Genomic DNA, 20,250 nt, shown 5'->3' with positions numbered 1-20,250 from the left:
CCCCGCCATGCCAATCGAACTGCTGCCGGAAACCCCTTCGCAGACCGCCGGCCCCTACGTGCACATCGGCCTGGCCCTGGAAGCGGCCGGCAACCCGACCCGCGACCAGGAAATCTGGAACCGCCTGGCCAAGCCGGACGCGCCGGGCGAGCACATCCTGCTGATCGGCCAGGTGTATGACGGTAACGGCCACCTGGTGCGCGATTCGTTCCTGGAAGTGTGGCAAGCCGATGCCAACGGCGAGTACCAGGATGCCTACAACCTGGAAAACGCCTTCAACAGCTTCGGCCGCACCGCCACCACCTTCGATGCCGGTGAGTGGACCCTGCACACGGTCAAGCCGGGTGTGGTGAACAACGCTGCGGGCGTGCCGATGGCGCCGCACATCAACATCAGCCTGTTTGCCCGGGGGATCAACATCCACCTGCACACGCGGCTGTATTTCGATGACGAGGCCGAGGCCAATGCCAAGTGCCCGGTGCTCAACCTGATCGAGCAGCCGCAGCGGCGCGAGACCCTGGTGGCCAAGCGTTGCGAGGTGGACGGGAAGACGGCGTATCGCTTCGATATCCGTATTCAGGGGGAAGGGGAGACGGTGTTCTTCGACTTCTGAGTCGGGCCTCGGGGCCGCTTTGCGGCCCATCGCGACACAAGGCCGCTCCTACAGGGAATCGCGTTCTTCCTGTAGGAGCGGCCTTGTGTCGCGATGGGCTGCAAAGCAGCCCCGGCGATCTGAAGGTCAGCGCCGAACCAGCAAAACCCCACTCTCCATATGGTGGGTATAGGGGAACTGGTCAAACAACGCACACCGTTCGATGCGGTGGGTGTCCTGCAACTGGGCAATGTTCGCCGCCAGCGTTTCCGGGTTGCACGAGATGTACAGGATCCGCTCGAAACGCCGGGTCAGCTCGCAGGTGTCCGGGTCCATCCCCGCCCGTGGCGGGTCGACGAACACCGTACCGAACGCGTAGCTCTTCAGGTCGATGCCTTCCAGCCGGCGGAACGGCCGCACCTCATTCAGCGCCTGGGTCAGCTCTTCTGCCGACAGGCGCACCAGCCGCACGTTATCCACAGCGTTCTCGTCGAGGTTGCTCAGCGCGGCGTTGACCGAGGTCTTGCTGATTTCCGTGGCCAGCACCTGGCGCACGCGGGTGGCCAGCGGCAGGGTGAAGTTGCCGTTGCCGCAGTACAGCTCCAGCAGGTCGTCGTCGCGCTCGCCGATGGCCTCGAAGGCCCAGCTCAGCATCTTCTGGTTCACCGCGCCGTTGGGCTGGGTGAACGCGCCTTCCGGTTGGCGGTAGCTGAACACACGGCCAGCGACGTCGAGTTTTTCCACCGCGTAGTCACGGCCGATGACCAGGCGTTTGCCCTTGGAGCGGCCGATGATGCTCACGCCCAGGTCCTCGGCCAGCTGCCGTGCGGCCGTTTCCCAGGCCTCGTCCAGTGGGCGGTGGTAGCACAGGGTGACCATGGCATCGCCAGCCAGGGTGGTGAGAAACTCCACCTGGAACAGGCGGTTGCCCAGTTCCTCGCTGGCCTGCCAGGCCGCCTTCAGGCGCGGCATCAGTGCATTGATGCGCTGGCTGGCGATGGGGAAGTCGTCGATCAGGATCGCCTTGTGCTTCTCGCCCGGGGCGAACATGGCGTAGTGGCGCTGGCCATCCTCGCGCCACAGGCGGAATTCGGCGCGCAGGCGGTAATGCTCGCGCGGCGAGTCGAAAACGGCCGGCTCCGGCGCGCCGAACGGCGCCAGCAGCTCGCGCAGCCGGGCCACCTTGGCGTCCAGCTGGGTGGTGTAGGAGGAGGGGTCGAAAGCAGCACTCATGCGTTGAACCAGCCCAGCTTGATGACGAACAGGATGGAAAGGATCACCAGAGCCGGGTTCAGGTCGCGGTGGCGGCCGGAGATCAGCTTGACGGCGGTCCAGGAAATGAAGCCGAAGGCGATGCCGTTGGCGATCGAGTAGGTCAGCGGCATGGCCAGGGCGGTCACTACCACCGGTGCGGCTTCGGTGACGTCGTCCCAGTTTATTTCTGCCAGGCCCGAGGCCATCAGCACCGCGACGAACAGCAGCGCCGGGGCGGTGGCGAAGGCCGGCACGCTACCGGCCAGCGGGGCGAAGAACAGCGCCAGCAGGAACAGCACGGCGACCACGATGGCGGTCAGGCCGGTGCGGCCACCGGCGCTCACGCCCGCGGCGGATTCGATGTAGCTGGTGGTGGTCGAGGTGCCCAGCAGGGAGCCGGCCATGGCGGCGGTACTGTCGGCGATCAGGGCACGGCCCATCTTCGGCATGTGGCCGTCCTTGCCCATCAGCCCTGCGCGCTTGGCCACGCCGATCAGGGTGCCGGAGTTGTCGAACAGGTCGACGAACAGGAAGGCGAAGATCACGCTGACCAGGCCCACGTCCAGCGCGCCGGCGATGTCCAGCTGCAGGAAGGTCGGGGCCAGCGATGGCGGCATCGAGACCACGCCGCCGAAGGGCGTCACGCCCATCAGGATCGAGGCGATGGTTACGGCGAGAATGCCGATCAGCACGGCGCCGCGCACTTTCAGCGACTCGAGGCCGACGATCAGGAAGAAGCCCAGGGTGGCGAGGATCGGTGCCGGCTGCTTGAGGTCGCCCAGGCCCACCAGGGTGGCTGGGTTATCGACGACGATGCCTGCGTTATGCAGGGCGATCAATGCCAGGAACAGGCCGATACCCGCGGCAATGGCCGAACGCAGCGGCAGCGGGATGCTGTTCACGATCCATTCGCGGATGCGGAAGATCGACAGCAGGAAGAACATCACCGCCGACAGGAACACCGCACCCAGTGCCACCTGCCAGGTGTGGCCCATGTGCAGGACCACGGTGTAGGTGAAGAACGCGTTCAGGCCCATGCCCGGCGCCAGGGCGATCGGGTAGTTGGCGATCAGGCCCATGGTCACCGAGCCGATGGCCGCGGCCAGGCAGGTGGCGACGAAGATCGCACCCTTGTCCATGCCGGTCTCGCCGAGGATGCTCGGGTTGACGAACAGGATGTAGGCCATGGCCAGGAAGGTGGTGACGCCCGCGAGAATCTCGGTGCGCACATTGGTGTTGTGTGCTTTTAGTTGAAACAGCCTTTCCAGCATGCCCGCTCCCCGAGGCGCCCCCGGCGCCATGAATGTATCGACCCCATCAGCAAAGCACAGACCGTACCGGTTGCCGTGGTTTTGTGTGGGGCGGAAAAAAGCCGCGCATCATACCAGCATGCTTGGCGGGGGCCTATGGCCGTTGGGGAATGGTAATTTTTTCCCTGTGCCGGCCTCTTCGCGGGTGAACCCGCTCCCACAGATATTCCACCAGGGCTGAAGGCGGCGCGGTCCTTGTGGGAGCGGGTTTACCCGCGAAAGGGCCGGTACAGGCTACAGATCAACCGTTATGCAACCGGTCCCGCTTGGCCAGTGTCGGGAACAGTTTTATCCACACCCCGGTCACCACCAACGTACCCACCCCACCCAGCACCACCGCCGGCACTGTGCCAAACCAGTGCGCGGTCACCCCCGATTCGAACTCGCCGAGCTGGTTCGAAGCGCCAATGAACAAGCCGTTCACCGCGCTCACCCGCCCGCGCATTTCATCCGGCGTCTCCAGCTGCACGAAGGCGCCGCGGATAACCATGCTGATCATGTCCGCCGCACCCAGCACCACCAGCACTGCCAGCGAGAACCAGAACGAGGTCGACAGGCCGAAGGCGATGGTCGCCACGCCGAACACGCCCACTGCCGTGAACATGGTCCGCCCCACGTTGCGCTCGAACGGGAAGCGCGCCAGCCACAGCGACATCAGCAATGCCCCCACCGCTGGCGCCGAGCGCAGCAGGCCGAGGCCCAGCGGGCCGGTCAGCAGGATGTCCTTGGCGAACACCGGCAGCAGCGCGGTGGCCCCGCCCAGCAGTACGGCGAACAGGTCCAGCGAGATGGCGCCGAGGATGTCGGGCCGGCTGCGAATGAAGCGGATGCCGGCCAGCAGCGATTCGATGCTGGCGCGCCCGCGCTGGGCCACCTGGCCGCGTGCCTGCAGGCTCAGGGTCAGCACGCAGGCGATGGCGTACAGGGCCACGGTGGGGCCGTATACCCAGATGCTGCCGAAGGCATACAGGAAGCCGCCCACCGCCGGCGCCACAATGGTTGCCGACTGGGTGGCCGAGGCCGAAGCCGCCACCGCGCGTGGGAACAGCCCGGCCGGTACCACATTGGGCAGCAGCGCCTGGGTCGCCGGCATTTCGAACGAACGCGTGGCACCGAGCAGGAAGGCGAGGGCGAAGATCAGCTCGCGGGTGACGTTGTCGGTGGCACTGCCCAGCGCCAGTGCCAGGGCTATCAGCCCCTGCAGGCTCTGGCACAGCGCAGCGACCTTGCGCCGGTCATAGCGGTCGGCGACATGCCCGGTGTGGAGCATGAACAGCACCCGTGGGGCGAACTCGACCAGGCCGACCAGGCCCAGGTCCAGCACATTGCCGGTCAATTGGTAGAGGTGCCAGCCAATGGCCACGGTGAGCATCTGGAAGCCGCTGGCGGTGAACACGCGGGCCAGCCAGAAGGCCAGGAAAGGGCGGTGGTGACGCAACAACTGCGGTGCGGAATCGGACATCGGAAACCAGGGGCCTCGGCGCAGTAGAGGGGTGCGCAGCGTATCATCTGTTTGTAACAAACGGTTACTGTTTGCCGGGGTCGGCACTTTTTCACGCGTCATGAAAGGGGGTGGGGCAACCGGTCACGCGGCAATCAACCACACGGCCCGGCGGGCCATTCAGGACTATGCTTCCTAGCAATCGTTGATCTGGGTCAATCGTTCCAGATGTAACGATCGGGCCCTTGGGCCGAAATCCCTGCGATCGAACAGAACAATTCCAACGCGCCGCACTCGACTACCGTGGGGGCAGTGGGCGACGGGGCCAGCGGCCCGGACGCCGGATTATCTGAAGAGGAAGCACCATGTTCGGAATAGAGGCCTTAGAGCTCGCCCGAATGCAGTTCGCCTTTACCGTGTCGTTCCATATCCTGTTCCCGGCCATCACCATTGGCCTGGCGAGCTACCTGGCGGTCCTCGAAGGCCTCTGGCTGCGGACCAACAACCAGGTCTACCGTGACCTTTATCACTTCTGGTCGAAAATCTTCGCCGTCAACTTCGGCATGGGGGTGGTTTCCGGCCTAGTCATGGCCTACCAGTTCGGCACCAACTGGAGCCGCTTCTCCGACTTCGCCGGCGCCATTACCGGCCCGCTGCTCACCTACGAGGTGCTGACCGCGTTCTTCCTCGAGGCTGGCTTCCTGGGGGTCATGCTGTTTGGCTGGAACCGCGTCGGCCGTGGCCTGCACTTCTTTTCCACGGTGATGGTGGCGCTCGGCACCCTGGTCTCGACCTTCTGGATCCTTGCCTCCAACAGTTGGATGCAGACCCCGCAAGGCCACGAGATCATCGATGGCCGGGTGGTGCCGGTGGACTGGCTGGCGGTGGTATTCAACCCCTCGTTCCCCTACCGCCTGATGCACATGGCCACGGCCGCGTTCGTTGCCACCGCGTTCTTCGTCGGTGCCTCGGCGGCCTGGCACCTGCTGCGCGGGCGTGACAACCCGGCGGTGCGCAAGATGCTGTCGATGGCCATGTGGATGGCGCTGATCGTCGCCCCGATCCAGGCGGTGATCGGTGACTTCCATGGCCTCAACACGCTCAAGCACCAGCCGGTGAAAATCGCCGCGATCGAAGGCCACTGGGAGAACGTGCCCGGTGAGCCGACCCCGCTGATCTTGTTCGGCATTCCCGACATGCAGGCCGAAACCACCCGCTTCAAGCTCGAGATCCCGGCGCTCGGCAGCCTGATCCTGACCCACAGCCTGGACAAGCAGGTGCCGGCGATGAAGGAGTTCCCGCCCGAAGACCGGCCCAACTCGACCATCGTCTTCTGGTCGTTCCGGATCATGGTCGGGCTGGGCTTCCTGATGATCTTCGTCGGCCTGTGGAGCCTCTGGCTGCGCAAGCGCGGCACGCTCTACACCTCGCGGCCGTTCCTGTACCTGGCCCTGTGGATGGGCCCTTCCGGGCTGATCGCGCTGCTGGCCGGCTGGTTCACCACCGAAATCGGCCGCCAGCCCTGGGTGGTGTATGGCCTGATGCGCACGGCAGACGGTGTGTCCAACCACAGTTACGCCCAGCTCGGCTTCACCCTGGTGGCCTTCGTGGTGGTGTACTTCGCCCTGTTCGGCACTGGCCTTGGCTACATGATGCGCCTGGTGCGCAAAGGGCCGCAGACCGGTGAGGGTGACGAGCACAAACCTGGTGGCCCTGGCACCAAACGCACGCCGGCGCGGCCGCTGTCCGCCGCCGATGATGGCCGAGAGGCCAACTCCGCCAGCCTGAGCAAGGGGAACTGAGCCATGGGTATCGACCTTTCGCTGATCTGGGCCGTGATCATCATCTTCGGCGTCATGATGTACGTGGTGATGGATGGTTTCGACCTGGGGATCGGCATGCTCTTCCCGTTCGTCAAGGGCGAGCAGGACCGAGATGTGATGATGAACACCGTCGCCCCCGTGTGGGACGGTAACGAGACCTGGCTGGTGCTGGGCGGTGCCGGGCTGTTCGGGGCGTTCCCGATGGCTTACTCGGTAGTGCTGGAGGCCCTTTACCTGCCATTGATCCTGATGCTGATCGGCCTGATCTTCCGCGGCGTGGCCTTCGAGTTCCGCTTCAAGGCCAAGGCCGACAAGCGCCACATCTGGGACAAGGCGTTCATCTGGGGTTCGTTGATCGCCACTTTCTTCCAGGGCGTGGCGCTGGGTGCCTTCCTCGAAGGCTTCAAGGTGGTCGACCGGCATTTCGCCGGTGGCACCCTTGACTGGCTGACCCCGTTCAGCCTGTTCTGTGGCCTGGGGCTGATCGTTGCCTACACCCTGCTGGGCTGCACCTGGCTGATCATGAAGACCGAAGGGTCGCTGCAGCAGAAGATGCACGACATCGCCCGGCCGCTGGCGCTGGTGCTGCTGGTAGTGATCGGCATCGTCAGCCTGTGGACACCGATCGCCTACCCGCAGATCGCCGACCGCTGGTTCAGCATGCCTAACCTGGTCTGGTTCATGCCGGTGCCGATCCTGGTGCTGGTGACCTTCTACGGGTTGCTCAAGGCGGTGGCGCGCAATGCGCACTACACGCCGTTCCTGCTGACGTTGGTGCTGATCTTCCTCGGTTACAGCGGCCTGGGCATCAGCCTGTGGCCGAACATCATCCCGCCGTCGATCTCGATCTGGGATGCCGCGGCACCACCGCAGAGCCAGGGCTTCATGCTGGTGGGCACACTGTTCATCCTGCCGTTCATCCTCATGTATACCTTCTGGAGCTACTACGTGTTCCGCGGCAAGGTGACCCATGAAGACGGCTATCACTAGGAGGGCTGCATGATGACCGGCAAGCATGGCTTGGACGAGAAGAAACCCCTGTGGCAGCGCCTGGGCTGGCTGCTGCTGATCTGGGCGATGAGCGTGGCGGCCCTGGGCGTGGCGGCCTACGTGATGCGCCTGTTCATGGGGGCTGCGGGGCTGACCACCCATTGAACCAATGGGGGCGCTTTGCGCCCCTTTCGCGACACAAGGCCGCTCCTACAGGGACCGCGATCATTCAGATTGTCGCGTCTCCCTGTAGGAGCGGCCTTGTGTCGCGATGGGCTGCAAAGCAGCCCCCAAGCCTATTTACGGGCTTTAAGGATGACGAACTTGGGCGTTGCCGCCACCTGCTCCACCCCTCGGAACAACCGCGCCAGCTTGCTGTGATAGCCCAGGTGCCGGTTACCCACGATATACAGCGCCCCACCCACCACCAACGCCTCACGCGCCTGCTGGAACATGCGCCAGGCGAGGAAATCGCCCACCACCTGCTGCTGGTGGAACGGCGGATTGCACAGCACCACGTCCAGCGATTGCTTCTCTACCCCCGCCAACCCATCGGCTGCCTCGAACACCGCCGGGCGCTCGCCCAGCGCGGCCTGCCAATTCTCCCGCGCCGATTGCACCGCCATGTACGACTCGTCGACCAGGGTGTATTGGGCATCCGGGTTGGCCAGGGCGCTGGCGATCGCCAGCACGCCGTTGCCACAGCCCAGGTCCGCCACCCGCGCGCGGCCCAGTTCGCGGGGCAGGTGCGGCAGGAACGCCCGCGTGCCGATATCCAGCCCCTCACGGCAGAACACGTTGGCGTGGTTCAGCAGCTCCAGCGCCGGCGCGTCGAGGCGGTAGCGGCTAGGGTAGGGCGAGCGGGCGACCGGCCGATCGGCCACCGTCGCGGTCAGCAAGCGGGCCTTTTTCTGTGCCAGCGAGGCTTGCACCGGGCCGATGTACTTCTCCATCAGGTCACCGGCCGCCCGTGGCAGGTGCTTGATCATCGCCCCGGCAATCACCTGCGCACCGGGCGCCAGGTGGCCTTGCAGGCGGATCAGTTGTTCTTCGAGCAGGGCCAGGGTCTTGGGCACGCGCACCAGTACTCGGTCGAACGGGCCTTGCCAGTGTTCGCTGGCCGGCACGAACGGCACACTGTCAAATGGCAGGCCGTTGCGTGCCAAGTTCTTTTCCAGGGCCAGGTGCGCCAGGTGTGAATCGCCACTGCTGACTACCTGCAGCTTGCCCGCCAGGCTGGCGGCCAGGGCGCCGAAGCTGTCATTGAGCACCAGTACCCGGCAGTCGGCCCCTGGAGCCTGTTCGTGCAGCTGCGCAAGCAGGTACTCGTCGGCGGCATCGAAAGCCTGCAGCGGGTCGTTGGCCTGTTCCGGCTGGCGGATCAGGTCGAGTTCGGCGTATGGGGTGGTCAACAGGGGCATGGCGTCTGGCTCGGGTACGAAACTGCCCGTTGCGGTTCGCCCCGGGCTTTGCCGGGCGATTCTACAGGGCTTTGCCCAAGGTCGCAGGTTTGAAGGTCAGATCCAGCCACGCAGGGCGGCGATGGCGATGGCGGCGGCCTTGTTGGCGGCGTTGGTCTTGGTGATGACACTGCGGATATGGAAGTTTATCGTGCTTTGCGACAGTGACAGGATGCAGGCAACGTCGGCGGCGGTCTTGCCGGCGGCCGACCATTTCAGCACTTCCAGTTCCCGATCGCTCAACTTCGGCTGCGGCGGGCATAGTGCAGTGAGGTGATGTGCGCTGATCACCTCATGCAGTTTGTGACTCAGCCACTGCACACTGCCGGCCTTTCTGTAGAGTTCGACAATACTGATGGGCTTGGTGGACCTGGCCACGCTTATCTGGCTTTCGTTGTGCTGCTGGTCGTGCAATGACTGCGTCCAGCCATGGCGCAAACCGCTCTGGCAGGCAGCTTCACGAAATTGCGGAGCCTCGCGATACAGGTCATCGGTCCATAGCACAGGCATGGTGGATTTGTGGCTCAAATCGGCAGCCGGGTCCTGCTTGTACAGGTCTTCGCGCTGGTAGCGCTCGATCCATTCACTGGGGTAGTTGCTGTACAGGAACAGGTGGGGTGTTTGCGTAGCGATCTGGATGCGAATGTTCAGCCCCACGTACTCCATGCCCAGATCCTGCGCCATATGCACGGCCATGCCGAACAACTTCTGTGGGCAGCGTTCGGCGTCGAACGCACAAAGATACTCGGTTTTCCAGTGGCGCATCTGAAATACTCCTTGTGCCTCAGGTCCAGTCCGTTTGGGTGCCCGCATGATTGTAGGAAAAGACCTACCAATGTGCTGAGATTTTTTTGTTATAGCGGTCAGGATACGATGCGACTTCGGCAGGATCGCCGCAGATGAGGCCCTACAAAGCAGTGGTTTTTATCCGCGCCACTTTGCGCGACACTGTGCGCACGCCAAACCTGGAGCCCGATATGACCGCTAGCGCCGAAAAGTTCACCCGCCAGACCCTGCTCGATGTTCAGCCACTCACGCCGAACCTCTTCAGCCTGCGGGTTACGCGCGATGCGGGGTTCCGCTTCCGTTCCGGCCAGTTTGCCCGCCTTGGCGTGACCAAGGCCGATGGCAGCGTGGTGTGGCGCGCCTATTCCATGGTCAGCGCGCCGCATGACGAGCACCTCGACTTCTTCTCCATCGTGGTGCCAGGCGGGGAATTCACCAGCGAGCTGAGCCGGTTGGGGGCAGGCGATACCCTGTTGATCGACCGCCAGGCCTTCGGCTTCCTCACCCTCGACCGCTTCGTCGGTGGCCGCGACCTGTGGTTGCTGGCGACCGGTACTGGCATTGCGCCGTTCATGTCGATCCTGCAGGACTTCGAGGCTTGGGAGCGTTTCGACAACATCAAGCTGGTCTACTCGGTGCGCGAAGCGAAAGAGCTGGCTTATGTGGATGAAATCGCCGGGCTGGAGCAGCGCGATTACCTGGCCGAATTCGCCGGCAAGTTGCAGTTCATTCCGGTGGTGACCCGTGAACCGCACCCGGGGGCGTTGAACCAGCGGATTACCACGCTGATCGAGAATGGCGAGTTGGAGAAGGCGGCGGGGTTGGAACTGTCGCCGGAACATTCGCGAGTGATGCTGTGTGGCAACCCAGAGATGATTGATGAAACGCGCAAGGTACTGAAGGCGCGCGACCTGCAATTGAGCCTGAGCAAGCGGCCGGGGCAGGTGGCTGTGGAGAACTACTGGTAAGGCCGTGGGGGCCGCTTTGCGGCCCATCGCGACACAAGGCCGCTCCTACAGGAACCGCTATTTCCTGGGAGATGCAAAAACCTTGTAGGAGCGGCCTTGTGTCGCGATAGGGCTGCAAGGCAGCCCCCGGCAATCTCAAGGCAAGCGGTTCTGATTCTGCGCCTTGAGCAAGTCGCGGATCTCGGTCAGCAAGGTCTCTTCTGCAGTCGGCACAGGCGGTGCAGTCGGCGCCACGGCCTCTTCACGCTTGAGCTGGTTGATCGCCTTCACCCCCATAAAGATGGCAAAGGCCACGATCAGGAAGTCGATCACGGTCTGGATGAACTTGCCATACGCCAGCACCACGGCCGGAATGTCACCTTCGGCAGCCTTCAGAGTAATTGCCAGGTCGCTGAAGTCCACGCCACCGATCAACAGGCCCAGTGGCGGCATGACCACGTCACCGACGAAAGACGAGACGATCTTGCCGAAGGCCGCGCCGATGATGATACCAACCGCCATGTCGACGACATTGCCTTTGACCGCGAAGGCCTTGAATTCACTGATCATGCCCATGTTTGGTTCCTTGTAACAAAAGGTAAGGTTTACGCAGTGTAAGCCACTCAAACGCTTCATGCGTTGTGCTCAGGGCCACAGACTGCTGTTAGAACGAATAGTTTTGTCGCATCCCGAGGCGTTCGAGGCACGTCCGGCTCGGCTATCATGGCGGTTTTTTTCCAGGAGACCCCAGCCATGGCCAAGGCCAAGCGCTTGTATGGCTGCACCGAGTGCGGTGCGACCTTCCCCAAATGGGCCGGCCAGTGTGGCGAATGCGGCGCCTGGAACACCTTGGTCGAGACCATGATCGAAAGCGGCGGCGCCGCTGCGCCCAGTAGCGGCCGTGCCGGCTGGACCGGGCAGCAGGCGCAGATCAAGACCCTGGCTGAAGTCAGCGTCGAGGAAATCCCGCGCTTCACCACCAGCAGTACCGAACTGGACCGCGTGCTGGGCGGTGGCCTGGTGGATGGCTCGGTGGTGTTGATCGGTGGTGACCCCGGCATCGGCAAGTCGACCATCCTGCTGCAGACCTTGTGCAACATTGCCGTGGGCATGCCGGCGCTGTATGTCACCGGCGAGGAGTCGCAGCAGCAGGTGGCCATGCGCTCCCGGCGCCTGGGCCTGCCCCAGGACCAGCTCAAGGTCATGACCGAAACCTGCATCGAGACCATCATCGCCACGGCCCGTGTCGAGAAACCGCGGGTCATGGTGATCGACTCGATCCAGACCATTTTCACCGAGCAGCTGCAATCGGCACCCGGCGGCGTGGCCCAGGTGCGCGAAAGCACGGCGTTGCTGGTGCGCTACGCCAAGCAGAGCGGCACGGCGATCTTCCTGGTCGGCCACGTGACCAAGGAAGGCTCGCTGGCCGGCCCGCGGGTACTCGAGCACATGGTCGACACTGTGTTGTATTTCGAGGGCGAGTCCGATGGCCGCCTGCGCCTGCTGCGGGCGGTGAAGAACCGTTTTGGCGCGGTCAACGAGCTGGGTGTGTTCGGCATGACCGACCGCGGCCTGAAGGAGGTGTCCAACCCCTCGGCGATCTTCCTCAACCGCACCCAGGAGGAAGTACCGGGCAGCGTGGTGATGGCGACCTGGGAGGGTACCCGGCCGATGCTGGTGGAGGTGCAGGCGCTGGTCGACGACAGCCACCTGGCCAACCCGCGCCGGGTGACCCTGGGCCTGGACCAGAACCGCCTGGCCATGTTGCTGGCAGTGCTGCACCGCCACGGCGGTATTCCCACCCATGACCAGGATGTGTTCCTCAACGTGGTGGGCGGGGTGAAGGTGCTGGAAACCGCCTCGGACCTGGCGTTGCTGGCGGCGGTGATGTCCAGCCTGCGCAACCGGCCCCTGGCCCATGGCCTGCTGGTGTTTGGCGAGATCGGCCTGTCGGGCGAGGTGCGGCCGGTGCCCAGTGGCCAGGAGCGTTTGAAGGAAGCCGCCAAGCATGGTTTCAAGCGGGCCATCGTGCCCAAGGGCAATGCGCCGAAAGAGGCTCCGGCAGGGTTGCAGGTGATTGCCGTTACCCGGCTGGAGCAGGCCCTGGATGCGCTGTTTGAATAATTCGTGGCCTGTACCGGCCTCTTCGCGGGTAAACCCGCTCCCACAGGTACCGCATCAGCTTCAGGATTGCGCAAACCCTGTGGGAGCGGGTTTACCCGCGAAAGGGCCGGCACAGGCAAAATGAAAAAGGGGCCGACGATGCGCGTCGGCCCCCACCTCACCGCTCAGTCAGCAGTCAATGCTCGGCAACCGCACTGCGCCTGACCGTTTCATTGCCATGCTCGTCCAGTTCCAGCATCGGCACTTCATTACCCTCGGCATCGAACAGCTTGCCATCCTTGAAGTAGTCGCCATCACGCAGCGCTGAAATGTCCGAGTACTGGATGGTGCGCTCGTACGCGGCGGCAAACACCGACTGCTGGTCCGAGTTGCCGGCGGTGAAGTGGTTGAAGATCAGGTTCAGCAGGATGGCCATGATCGCCGCCGAGCTGATGCCCGAGTGGAAGATGGTCTCGAACCAGTTCGGGAAGTGGTGGTAGAAGGTCGGTGCGGCAATCGGGATCATGCCGAAGCCCAGCGAGGCAGCGACGATGATCAGGTTGACGTTGTTCTTGTAGCTGACCTTGGACAGGGTGCGGATACCGCTGGCCGCCACGGTGCCGAACAGCACGATGCCCGCGCCACCCAGTACCGGAGTAGGGACTGCGGCAATCACCCGGCCCATGATCGGCAGCAGGCCGAGCACCACCAGGATCACGCCACCTGTGGCCACCACGTAGCGGCTCTTGACCCCGGTCACGGCTACCAGGCCGACGTTCTGGGCGAACGCGCTCTGGGTGAACGAGCCGAAGATCGGCGCCAGGATGCTCGAGGCCATGTCGGCGCGCAGGCCGTTGCCCAGGCGCTTGGAGTCGACCTTGGTGTCGATGATCTCACCCACGGCGAGGATGTCGGCCGAGGTTTCCACCAGGGTCACCATGATCACGATGCACATCGACAGGATCGCGGCGATGTGGAATTCCGGCATGCCGAAATGGAACGGCGTGGGGAAGGCGAGCATCGGGCCTTCGGTGACCTTGCTGAAGTCGGCCATGCCCAGCGCCCAGGCGATCAGGGTACCGACCACCATGGCCAGCAGGATCGACAGGCGCGAGATCGCCGCGCTGCCCAGCTTGCTCAGCAGCAGCACGATGGCGAAGGTCAGGGCTGCCAGGCCGATGTTGGCCACGCTGCCGAATTCCGGTGAGGCGCTGTTGCCACCCATCACCCAGCGAGCGGCCACGGGCATCAGGGTCAGGCCGATGGTGGTGATGACGATGCCGGTTACCAGCGGCGGGAAGAACTTGGTGATGCGCGAGAACACCGGGGTGATCAGAAAACCGATCAGCGAGGCTGCCATGACCGCGCCGAGCACGCCTGGCAGGCCACCGCCGCCCTCGCTACTGAGGATTGCACCCATGGTTGCCACACCGGCGAACGACACGCCCTGCACCAGCGGCAACTGGCAGCCGAAGAACGGCAGGCCGAGGGTTTGCAGCAGGGTGGCCAGGCCACCGGCAAACAACGAAGCGGCAATCAGCATGCCGATTTCGGCACCGTTCAGGCCCGCGGCCTGCCCCAGGATCAGGGGTACCGCGACGATCCCCCCGTACATGGTCAGCACATGCTGCAGACCATAGGCCAGGTTGGCACCAAGGCCGAGGTTTTCATCCTCGGGGCGCTTGGCGGGAGACGTGCTAGGGGACGTAGTCATGGAGCAGGCTCTCTGTTTATTGTTGTGGTGCTACTGTAGACACTTCCTACAAATGATTGCCACAAGAATTGTATACAATATTTTGATCGGAGCGCGCACAAGAGCGCCCGCAAGGTGTGCGGGAACCCAATGCAGAAGGCGTACCAACTCGTCAGAGGCTGTGCTAGAGGGGTGTGTACAAAACGCTGCTACCCAGGCTTAAAGCTGTCTGGGTAGACAGGAAACACAAGGTGGGGAAGCCATTAGCTAGCTAAGAGATTTCATTATTCGATGAGTTCGCGCAGCTCACGCATCATTTCGGTGCTGTCGGCCACGTTCAATTCCACAAGACGGTGCAGATGAGTCATCGACTCGACGTCGATGTACAGGCAGATGAAGCCCAGGCGGTCTGGTTCCTCATGGCGCAGTTCAACCTGCATCTGTACCCGTGCATCGGGGGCCAGGTGAATGATGGCATCGAAATCCTGGGTCAGGTCGGCATCCCAATTTGCCGGGCGTTCGATCAGCAAACCTTTGAGTGAAAGGTCCAGCAGCTTGGCAGGCCAGCGTTTCACGCCCTGGCGCAGTTCGGTTGGGGCGTCAAAGTCGATGCGCTGGAAACGGCGGCGTTCGTCGTGATCGCTCATGGGGTAGATCCTCGCATAGGTCCTCAGGTGACATCCTGACTATAGTTAGAGTGGTATGTACATCAGGTACCGCAATCTGGCCGCAGAGGCTCTAGACCAAAGCAAGTGTGGCAATGCGCGATGACACGCCCTAGACTCGATGGGCGGTCTTTTCCAATCCACCAGCTGGAAGCAAACCATGAACAACAATAATAGCCTGCTACGCCACATTCCGTGGCTGGCGCTGGCAGTCATAGGAGCCTGTGCGCTGGGTGTGGTTGCCCTGCGTCGCGGCGAGGCGATCAATGCCTTGTGGATCGTGGTCGCGGCAGTGGCCATCTACCTGGTCGCCTATCGCTACTACAGCCTGTTCATCGCCACCAAGGTGATGCAACTCGACCCACGCCGTGCCACCCCGGCGGTGCTCAACAACGACGGCCTGGACTACGTCCCGACCAACAAACACATCCTCTTCGGTCACCACTTCGCCGCCATCGCTGGCGCAGGGCCCTTGGTCGGCCCGGTACTCGCCGCGCAGATGGGCTACCTGCCCGGCACGCTGTGGCTGATAGCCGGCGTGGTGCTGGCCGGTGCGGTGCAGGACTTCATGGTCCTGTTCCTGTCCACCCGCCGCAACGGCCGTTCGCTGGGCGACATGGTGCGCGAGGAGATGGGCCGCATCCCGGGCACCATCGCCCTGTTCGGCTGCTTCCTGATCATGATCATCATCCTCGCGGTGCTGGCGCTGATCGTGGTCAAGGCCCTGGCCGAAAGCCCGTGGGGCATGTTCACGGTGATGGCGACCATCCCGATCGCGATGTTCATGGGCATCTACATGCGCTACATCCGCCCGGGCCATATCGGAGAGATCTCGGTCATCGGCGTGGTGCTGCTGCTGGCTTCGATCTGGCTGGGGGGCCAGATTGCCGCAGACCCGACCTGGGGCCCGGCGTTCACCTTCACCGGCGTGCAGATCACCTGGATGCTGGTGGGCTATGGCTTCGTCGCCGCGGTACTGCCGGTATGGCTGGTACTGGCGCCACGTGACTACCTGTCGACCTTCCTCAAGATCGGCACCATCGTCGGCCTGGCCATCGGTATCCTGATCATCGCGCCCGAGCTGAAGATGCCGGCGCTGACCCAGTTCACCGACGGCACCGGCCCGGTGTGGAAGGGCACCCTGTTCCCGTTCCTGTTCATCACCATTGCCTGTGGCGCGGTGTCCGGCTTCCACGCGTTGATCTCCTCGGGGACCACGCCGAAGCTGCTGGACAACGAAACCAACGCCCGCTACATCGGCTACGGCGGCATGCTGATGGAATCGTTCGTTGCCATCATGGCCATGGTCGCCGCCTCGGTGATCGAGCCAGGCGTGTACTTCGCCATGAACAGCCCGGCCGCAGTGGTCGGTGCAGACGTGGCGTCGGTTGCGCAAACGGTGAGCAGCTGGGGCTTCCTGATCACCCCTGAGCAGCTCGAGGCCACCGCCCGCGACATTGGCGAGCACACCGTGCTGGCCCGTGCCGGTGGTGCGCCGACGCTGGCCGTAGGTATCGCGCAGATCCTGCACCAGGTGCTGCCGGGTGAAAACACCATGGCCTTCTGGTACCACTTCGCGATCCTGTTCGAGGCGCTGTTCATCCTCACCGCGGTAGACGCCGGCACCCGTGCCGGGCGCTTCATGCTGCAGGACCTGCTGGGCAGCTTCGTGCCAGCGCTCAAGCGCACCGAATCGTGGACTGCCAACCTGATCGGTACTGCCGGCTGCGTGGCCCTGTGGGGCTACCTGCTGTACCAGGGCGTGATCGACCCGCTGGGTGGCATCAACACCCTGTGGCCGCTGTTCGGTATCTCCAACCAGATGCTGGCCGGTATCGCCCTGATGCTCGGCACCGTGGTGCTGATCAAGATGAAGCGTCAGCGCTACGTCTGGGTCACCCTGCTGCCGGCCGTGTGGCTGCTGATCTGCACCACCACCGCAGGCCTGATCAAGCTGTTCGACCCGAACCCGGCAGTCGGCTTCCTGGCCCTGGCCAAGAAGTACAGCACCGCGCTGGATGCCGGCCAGGTACTGGCCCCGGCCAAGGACATCGGGCAGATGCAGCACGTGATCTTCAACGCCTACACCAACGCCGGCCTGACCGTGCTGTTCCTGGTGGTGGTGTTCAGCGTGCTGTTCTTCGCTGTCAAGGTCGGTTTCGCCGCCCTCGGCCGCAAGGAGCGCACCGACAAGGAAACCCCGTTCCAGGCCCTGCCTGACGCTTGAGAGGACTGCTGCGATGTTCAACGACCTGGGTCGACTGGGTAAGTACCTGGGGCAGGCAGCCCGCCTGATGGTCGGCATGCCCGACTACGACAACTACGTCGAGCACATGCAGACCAAGCACCCGGACAAGCCGGTCATGACGTACGAGGAGTTCTTCCGCGAACGCCAGGAAGCGCGTTATGGCGGCAAGTCCGGGCCCAAGTGCTGCTAAGTCCAGGCTAGCGCGGTACTGTGTAGGAGCGGCCTTGTGTCGCGATCGGGCCGCAACGCGGCCCCGGCAATTTTGGCTGCGAAGCTGAAAATCCGGGGCCGCGTTGCGGCCCGATCGCGACACAAGGCCGCTCCTACAGGGATCGCGCTCCCCCCGTCCATTTCACTGCACAGGAGATATTCTGCGTGCAGACGCCTATTCCCGTAACCGTACTCACTGGCTTCCTCGGTGCCGGCAAGACCACCTTGCTCAAGCACATGCTCAAGGCCGAGCACGGCCTGAAGATCGCCGTGATCGAAAACGAATTCAGCGAGGCCGGCATCGACAGCCAGCTGCTGGGCGACGAGCCGGTGCAGGTGATGACCCTGGCCAATGGCTGCGTGTGCTGCAGCATCCACGGCGACCTGACCCGCGCCTTGTACCTGCTGCTCGAACGCCTGGATGCCGGCGAGATCGCCTTCGACCGCCTGGTAATCGAATGCACCGGCCTGGCCGACCCGGCGCCAGTGGCACAGACCTTCTTCATCGACGAAGAGCTGCGTGAGCGCTACATCCTCGACGGCATCATCACCCTGGTCGATGCCGCCCACGCCGAGCTGCACCTGACCCAGACCATCGCCCAGGCCCAGGTCGGCTTTGCCGATCGCCTGCTGCTGAGCAAGACCGACCTGGTCGAGCCCGCTGCGGTCGAGGCCCTGCGCGAGCGCCTGGCCCGCATCAATGGCCGCGCTGCGATCCGCGTGGTCGAGCATGGTCGCATCGACCTGGCCGAGCTGCTGGATGTGCGTGGTTTCAACCTCAACCCCGATCTGGGCGCGAACCTGAAGCCAGCGCTACGCCCGCTGCTCAAGCCCGCTACCCCGGACCGGATCTCCACCTTGGTGCTGCGCACGGAAAGCGCGCTGGACATCGACCGCCTCAGCGACTTCATGAACGAACTGCTGGAAACCCACGGCAAGCAGTTGCTGCGCTACAAGGGCGTGCTGAACATTGCCGGTGAAGCGCGCAAGCTGGTGTTCCAGGGTGTGCTCAAGCTCTATGGTTTCGACTGGGACGCCGAATGGGCCGAGGGGGAAACCCGCGAGAGCGTGATGGTGTTCATTGCAGACGAACTGCCCGAAGCTACGATTCGGGCTGGGTTCGAGGCGCTGGCTGCGGGCTGAGCTGACGCGGCGTCTGGGCCTGGAACCACTGCGGCCATGAGCTGCGGTGGCGTGTCTCGAGCTCGATGCACGGGATCAGGCGCTCGGTCAGTAGCGCCGTCTGTCGCACCGCCTTGGCGGTGCGGTACTTGACACTGTGGATGCATTCGCGGTCGCCGAACTCGCAGCGGTTCAGCGCGGTGCCGCCGCAGGGGCCGTTGGCCAGGCCCTTGGGGCAGGTTTCCGGGCAGATGTACAGGGTGTCCTCCAGGCGGCAGCGGCCGCAGGTGTCGCAGCCTACCAGCGGGTGCTTCACCGCGTGTTCCACCTTGTGCAGCACCTGCGCGCCAAGGCGGGTAGCCCACATCGGCTGGCGCACAGCCCAGCCAAATGCCTTGCTCAGGCCATTGCGGCGGCTGAACAGCAGCGAATGCATGCCGTGCATCAGGTGATAGCGCGCTTTCTCCTTGAACGAGGCATCGACCCGTGACTCGCCCTGGCGCCAGCTTGCCTGCGGCGGATGGAAGCTGACTGCCGGCAGGCCGGGCATCTGCCAGCTGGCCTGCCAGGCCGGCGCCCATTGTTCCAGTGTGTGGATTTGCGCCTGCCAGTGTTCGATGCGTGCCTCCAGGGCCAGCAGTTGCTTGAGTTCGTGAACCCCCGACAGATGCACGCCGGCGTAGCCCATCAGCTTCACGCCGATGATCTGCAAGGCCAGGCGGTCGACGCTGCGTGCCTGGGCAAAGGCCTTGGACTGCGCCGCTTCCGCTTCCAGCATGTCGCGCATGGACGGCGTGACGGTCACGCCGGCCACGTGCTCGAGCATCGTCGCGCGCCCGTGAGTGAGGCTCATCAGGCAGGCCAGCATCGGCCTGGGCGCGGCCTGGCGGTTCATCCAGTGCATGGCTTCCTGGTGTTTGCTGGCATCGAAACCCAGTTGCAGGGTGAGGAAGTCGGCGCCCGCCGCCAGTTTTTTCTCGGCCTTGAAGTATTGGGCGCCGCCTTCTTCCTCGCAGTACTTGAACGGGTTGAGCGCCGCGCCAAGCAGCCAGTGTGGGCAGGCCTGGCGGGCGATCTGCAGGGCTGCGACCGATTCCAGGTAGCGCACCGGGCGCTGGCCGGGCTGGTGGCCCGGCAGGCGGTCGCCGGTGAGCAGCAACAGTTGGTCGAGGCCGGCGGCATCCATGCGTTGCAGTTGGGCGAGCAGGTGGTGGCGTTCGCGGTCCTTGCCGGAGAAGTGCGGCAGGGCGGGTACCCGGTTGCTGAACGAGGCGAGGGCGTCCAGTGGCGACATGTCCAGCGGGCTGCCGACGCGATCGCCGATGGCCACGGTCATCGGCCAGCCGCACAGGTGCGCACGGGCCAGGATCGCGTCCATGGCGGCGAAGCGTTCTGCGGAGGGCTTGGGAACGAACTCCATGACGCAGACGAAGGTGTTTTCGCGCAGCGCGGTTTTCAGCAGGCTCATGGGGCCGGGTACCTGGTTTGGTCAGGGTGGCATTGTGCGGCAGAAGGCGGGTGGGGTCATGTCCGGATGCGCAGGGTGCTGCTCTGAATGAGACATCGGGTTTGCCTGTGCCAGCCCTTTCGCGGCTAAAGCCGCTCC

General features: G+C 64.0%; 18 protein-coding genes. 9 read left to right on the top strand and 9 right to left on the bottom strand.

What is annotated here, in order from left to right; genetic code table 11:
• The first annotated feature begins 7 nt into the window (after positions 1–7).
• Positions 8–613: a protocatechuate 3,4-dioxygenase subunit alpha gene (gene pcaG / locus ACGLHT_RS11365; protein WP_015271805.1), complete on the top strand. Its 606-nt coding sequence runs from the start codon at positions 8–10 to the stop codon at positions 611–613.
• Positions 614–739: 126 nt separating this feature from the next.
• On the opposite strand, the gene trmA is transcribed toward pcaG, so the two are convergent.
• From trmA to ACGLHT_RS11350, 3 genes are all read right to left on the bottom strand, one after another.
• Positions 740–1,825 (bottom strand): tRNA (uridine(54)-C5)-methyltransferase TrmA, encoded by a 1,086-nt coding sequence (trmA, locus tag ACGLHT_RS11360; protein WP_025340647.1) that lies wholly within the window; start codon positions 1,823–1,825, stop codon positions 740–742.
• A complete protein-coding gene (locus ACGLHT_RS11355; protein ID WP_015271803.1) occupies positions 1,822–3,117 on the bottom strand; it encodes an NCS2 family permease in 1,296 nt (431 codons plus the stop codon). The genes trmA and ACGLHT_RS11355 overlap by 4 nt, the downstream gene beginning before the upstream one ends.
• A gap of 280 nt (positions 3,118–3,397) precedes the next feature.
• Positions 3,398–4,618: an MFS transporter gene (locus ACGLHT_RS11350; protein ID WP_025340646.1), complete on the bottom strand. Its 1,221-nt coding sequence runs from the start codon at positions 4,616–4,618 to the stop codon at positions 3,398–3,400.
• 344 nt (positions 4,619–4,962) lie between these two features.
• Between ACGLHT_RS11350 and ACGLHT_RS11345 the strand changes: the two genes are divergently transcribed.
• Genes ACGLHT_RS11345 through ACGLHT_RS11335 form a run of 3 tightly spaced genes read left to right on the top strand, consistent with a single transcriptional unit; the run spans position 4,963 to position 7,575 of the window.
• A complete protein-coding gene (locus tag ACGLHT_RS11345; protein WP_025340645.1) occupies positions 4,963–6,399 on the top strand; it encodes a cytochrome ubiquinol oxidase subunit I in 1,437 nt (478 codons plus the stop codon).
• 3 nt (positions 6,400–6,402) lie between these two features.
• Positions 6,403–7,410 carry a cytochrome d ubiquinol oxidase subunit II gene (cydB, locus tag ACGLHT_RS11340; RefSeq protein WP_025340644.1) on the top strand — a complete coding sequence of 336 codons (1,008 nt, stop codon included), beginning with the start codon at positions 6,403–6,405 and terminating at the stop codon, positions 7,408–7,410.
• A 9-nt stretch (positions 7,411–7,419) separates the two neighbouring features.
• Positions 7,420–7,575 carry a DUF2474 domain-containing protein gene (locus tag ACGLHT_RS11335; RefSeq protein ID WP_008094148.1) on the top strand — a complete coding sequence of 52 codons (156 nt, stop codon included), beginning with the start codon at positions 7,420–7,422 and terminating at the stop codon, positions 7,573–7,575.
• Between the two features lie 131 nt (positions 7,576–7,706).
• Here ACGLHT_RS11335 and ACGLHT_RS11330 read toward each other — a convergent pair whose 3' ends face one another.
• Both ACGLHT_RS11330 and ACGLHT_RS11325 read right to left on the bottom strand, forming a co-directional pair.
• Positions 7,707–8,831: a methyltransferase gene (locus ACGLHT_RS11330; RefSeq protein ID WP_137162413.1), complete on the bottom strand. Its 1,125-nt coding sequence runs from the start codon at positions 8,829–8,831 to the stop codon at positions 7,707–7,709.
• Positions 8,832–8,927: 96 nt separating this feature from the next.
• Positions 8,928–9,635, bottom strand: a complete 708-nt coding sequence (locus ACGLHT_RS11325) for an autoinducer binding domain-containing protein (protein ID WP_137162412.1) — start codon at positions 9,633–9,635, stop codon at positions 8,928–8,930.
• A gap of 212 nt (positions 9,636–9,847) precedes the next feature.
• On the opposite strand from ACGLHT_RS11325, the gene ACGLHT_RS11320 reads away from it, so the two are divergent.
• Positions 9,848–10,624, top strand: coding sequence for a ferredoxin--NADP reductase (locus ACGLHT_RS11320; protein ID WP_025340641.1), 777 nt, complete (start codon positions 9,848–9,850; stop codon positions 10,622–10,624).
• A 135-nt stretch (positions 10,625–10,759) separates the two neighbouring features.
• Here ACGLHT_RS11320 and mscL read toward each other — a convergent pair whose 3' ends face one another.
• On the bottom strand, positions 10,760–11,179 hold the full coding sequence (gene mscL, locus ACGLHT_RS11315) for a large-conductance mechanosensitive channel protein MscL (protein ID WP_137162411.1): 420 nt from the start codon (positions 11,177–11,179) through the stop codon (positions 10,760–10,762).
• A 177-nt stretch (positions 11,180–11,356) separates the two neighbouring features.
• On the opposite strand from mscL, the gene radA reads away from it, so the two are divergent.
• Positions 11,357–12,727, top strand: a complete 1,371-nt coding sequence (gene radA, locus ACGLHT_RS11310) for a DNA repair protein RadA (RefSeq protein ID WP_003251626.1) — start codon at positions 11,357–11,359, stop codon at positions 12,725–12,727.
• A 175-nt stretch (positions 12,728–12,902) separates the two neighbouring features.
• On the opposite strand, the gene ACGLHT_RS11305 is transcribed toward radA, so the two are convergent.
• Both ACGLHT_RS11305 and ACGLHT_RS11300 read right to left on the bottom strand, forming a co-directional pair.
• Entirely contained in the window at positions 12,903–14,420 is a 1,518-nt protein-coding gene (locus ACGLHT_RS11305; protein ID WP_025340639.1) for a nucleobase:cation symporter-2 family protein, read from the bottom strand.
• Between the two features lie 263 nt (positions 14,421–14,683).
• Positions 14,684–15,046, bottom strand: coding sequence for a PilZ domain-containing protein (locus ACGLHT_RS11300; protein WP_137162409.1), 363 nt, complete (start codon positions 15,044–15,046; stop codon positions 14,684–14,686).
• 178 nt (positions 15,047–15,224) lie between these two features.
• Here ACGLHT_RS11300 and ACGLHT_RS11295 point away from each other — a divergent pair, with 178 nt between their 5' ends.
• The 3 genes from ACGLHT_RS11295 to yjiA all read left to right on the top strand — a co-directional run bounded on the left by ACGLHT_RS11295 (position 15,225) and on the right by yjiA (position 18,665).
• On the top strand, positions 15,225–17,291 hold the full coding sequence (locus ACGLHT_RS11295; protein WP_024087740.1) for a carbon starvation CstA family protein: 2,067 nt from the start codon (positions 15,225–15,227) through the stop codon (positions 17,289–17,291).
• Between the two features lie 13 nt (positions 17,292–17,304).
• A complete protein-coding gene (locus ACGLHT_RS11290) occupies positions 17,305–17,502 on the top strand; it encodes a YbdD/YjiX family protein (RefSeq protein WP_013974210.1) in 198 nt (65 codons plus the stop codon).
• 185 nt (positions 17,503–17,687) lie between these two features.
• The gene (yjiA, locus tag ACGLHT_RS11285) at positions 17,688–18,665 is read left to right on the top strand and encodes a GTPase (RefSeq protein ID WP_015271793.1); all 978 of its coding nucleotides are present in this window, start codon (positions 17,688–17,690) and stop codon (positions 18,663–18,665) included.
• On the opposite strand, the gene ACGLHT_RS11280 is transcribed toward yjiA, so the two are convergent.
• On the bottom strand, positions 18,625–20,112 hold the full coding sequence (locus ACGLHT_RS11280; protein ID WP_274120965.1) for a methylenetetrahydrofolate reductase C-terminal domain-containing protein: 1,488 nt from the start codon (positions 20,110–20,112) through the stop codon (positions 18,625–18,627). The genes yjiA and ACGLHT_RS11280 overlap by 41 nt on opposite strands.
• Positions 20,113–20,250: the final 138 nt, after the last annotated feature.

This window comes from Pseudomonas sp. PsB (assembly GCF_043658375.1).
Taxonomy (GTDB): domain Bacteria; phylum Pseudomonadota; class Gammaproteobacteria; order Pseudomonadales; family Pseudomonadaceae; genus Aquipseudomonas; species Aquipseudomonas putida_Z.
The sequence above is the reverse complement of the archived record's forward strand: the minus strand, read 5'-3'. Positions and strand labels throughout refer to the sequence as shown.

Excerpts from the sequence above, each read along its gene's own strand:
- mscL (WP_137162411.1), bottom strand. The coding sequence starts at position 11,179 with ATGGGCATGATCAGTGAATTCAAGGCCTTCGCGGTCAAAGGCAATGTC.
- ACGLHT_RS11295 (WP_024087740.1), top strand. The coding sequence starts at position 15,225 with ATGAACAACAATAATAGCCTGCTACGCCACATTCCGTGGCTGGCGCTG.
- ACGLHT_RS11345 (WP_025340645.1), top strand. The coding sequence starts at position 4,963 with ATGTTCGGAATAGAGGCCTTAGAGCTCGCCCGAATGCAGTTCGCCTTT.
- ACGLHT_RS11355 (WP_015271803.1), bottom strand. The coding sequence starts at position 3,117 with ATGCTGGAAAGGCTGTTTCAACTAAAAGCACACAACACCAATGTGCGC.
- trmA (WP_025340647.1), bottom strand. The coding sequence starts at position 1,825 with ATGAGTGCTGCTTTCGACCCCTCCTCCTACACCACCCAGCTGGACGCC.
- ACGLHT_RS11305 (WP_025340639.1), bottom strand. The coding sequence starts at position 14,420 with ATGACTACGTCCCCTAGCACGTCTCCCGCCAAGCGCCCCGAGGATGAA.
- radA (WP_003251626.1), top strand. The coding sequence starts at position 11,357 with ATGGCCAAGGCCAAGCGCTTGTATGGCTGCACCGAGTGCGGTGCGACC.
- ACGLHT_RS11325 (WP_137162412.1), bottom strand. The coding sequence starts at position 9,635 with ATGCGCCACTGGAAAACCGAGTATCTTTGTGCGTTCGACGCCGAACGC.
- ACGLHT_RS11350 (WP_025340646.1), bottom strand. The coding sequence starts at position 4,618 with ATGTCCGATTCCGCACCGCAGTTGTTGCGTCACCACCGCCCTTTCCTG.
- ACGLHT_RS11330 (WP_137162413.1), bottom strand. The coding sequence starts at position 8,831 with ATGCCCCTGTTGACCACCCCATACGCCGAACTCGACCTGATCCGCCAG.
- ACGLHT_RS11290 (WP_013974210.1), top strand. The coding sequence starts at position 17,305 with ATGTTCAACGACCTGGGTCGACTGGGTAAGTACCTGGGGCAGGCAGCC.
- ACGLHT_RS11320 (WP_025340641.1), top strand. The coding sequence starts at position 9,848 with ATGACCGCTAGCGCCGAAAAGTTCACCCGCCAGACCCTGCTCGATGTT.
- pcaG (WP_015271805.1), top strand. The coding sequence starts at position 8 with ATGCCAATCGAACTGCTGCCGGAAACCCCTTCGCAGACCGCCGGCCCC.
- cydB (WP_025340644.1), top strand. The coding sequence starts at position 6,403 with ATGGGTATCGACCTTTCGCTGATCTGGGCCGTGATCATCATCTTCGGC.
- ACGLHT_RS11335 (WP_008094148.1), top strand. The coding sequence starts at position 7,420 with ATGATGACCGGCAAGCATGGCTTGGACGAGAAGAAACCCCTGTGGCAG.
- ACGLHT_RS11280 (WP_274120965.1), bottom strand. The coding sequence starts at position 20,112 with ATGAGCCTGCTGAAAACCGCGCTGCGCGAAAACACCTTCGTCTGCGTC.
- ACGLHT_RS11300 (WP_137162409.1), bottom strand. The coding sequence starts at position 15,046 with ATGAGCGATCACGACGAACGCCGCCGTTTCCAGCGCATCGACTTTGAC.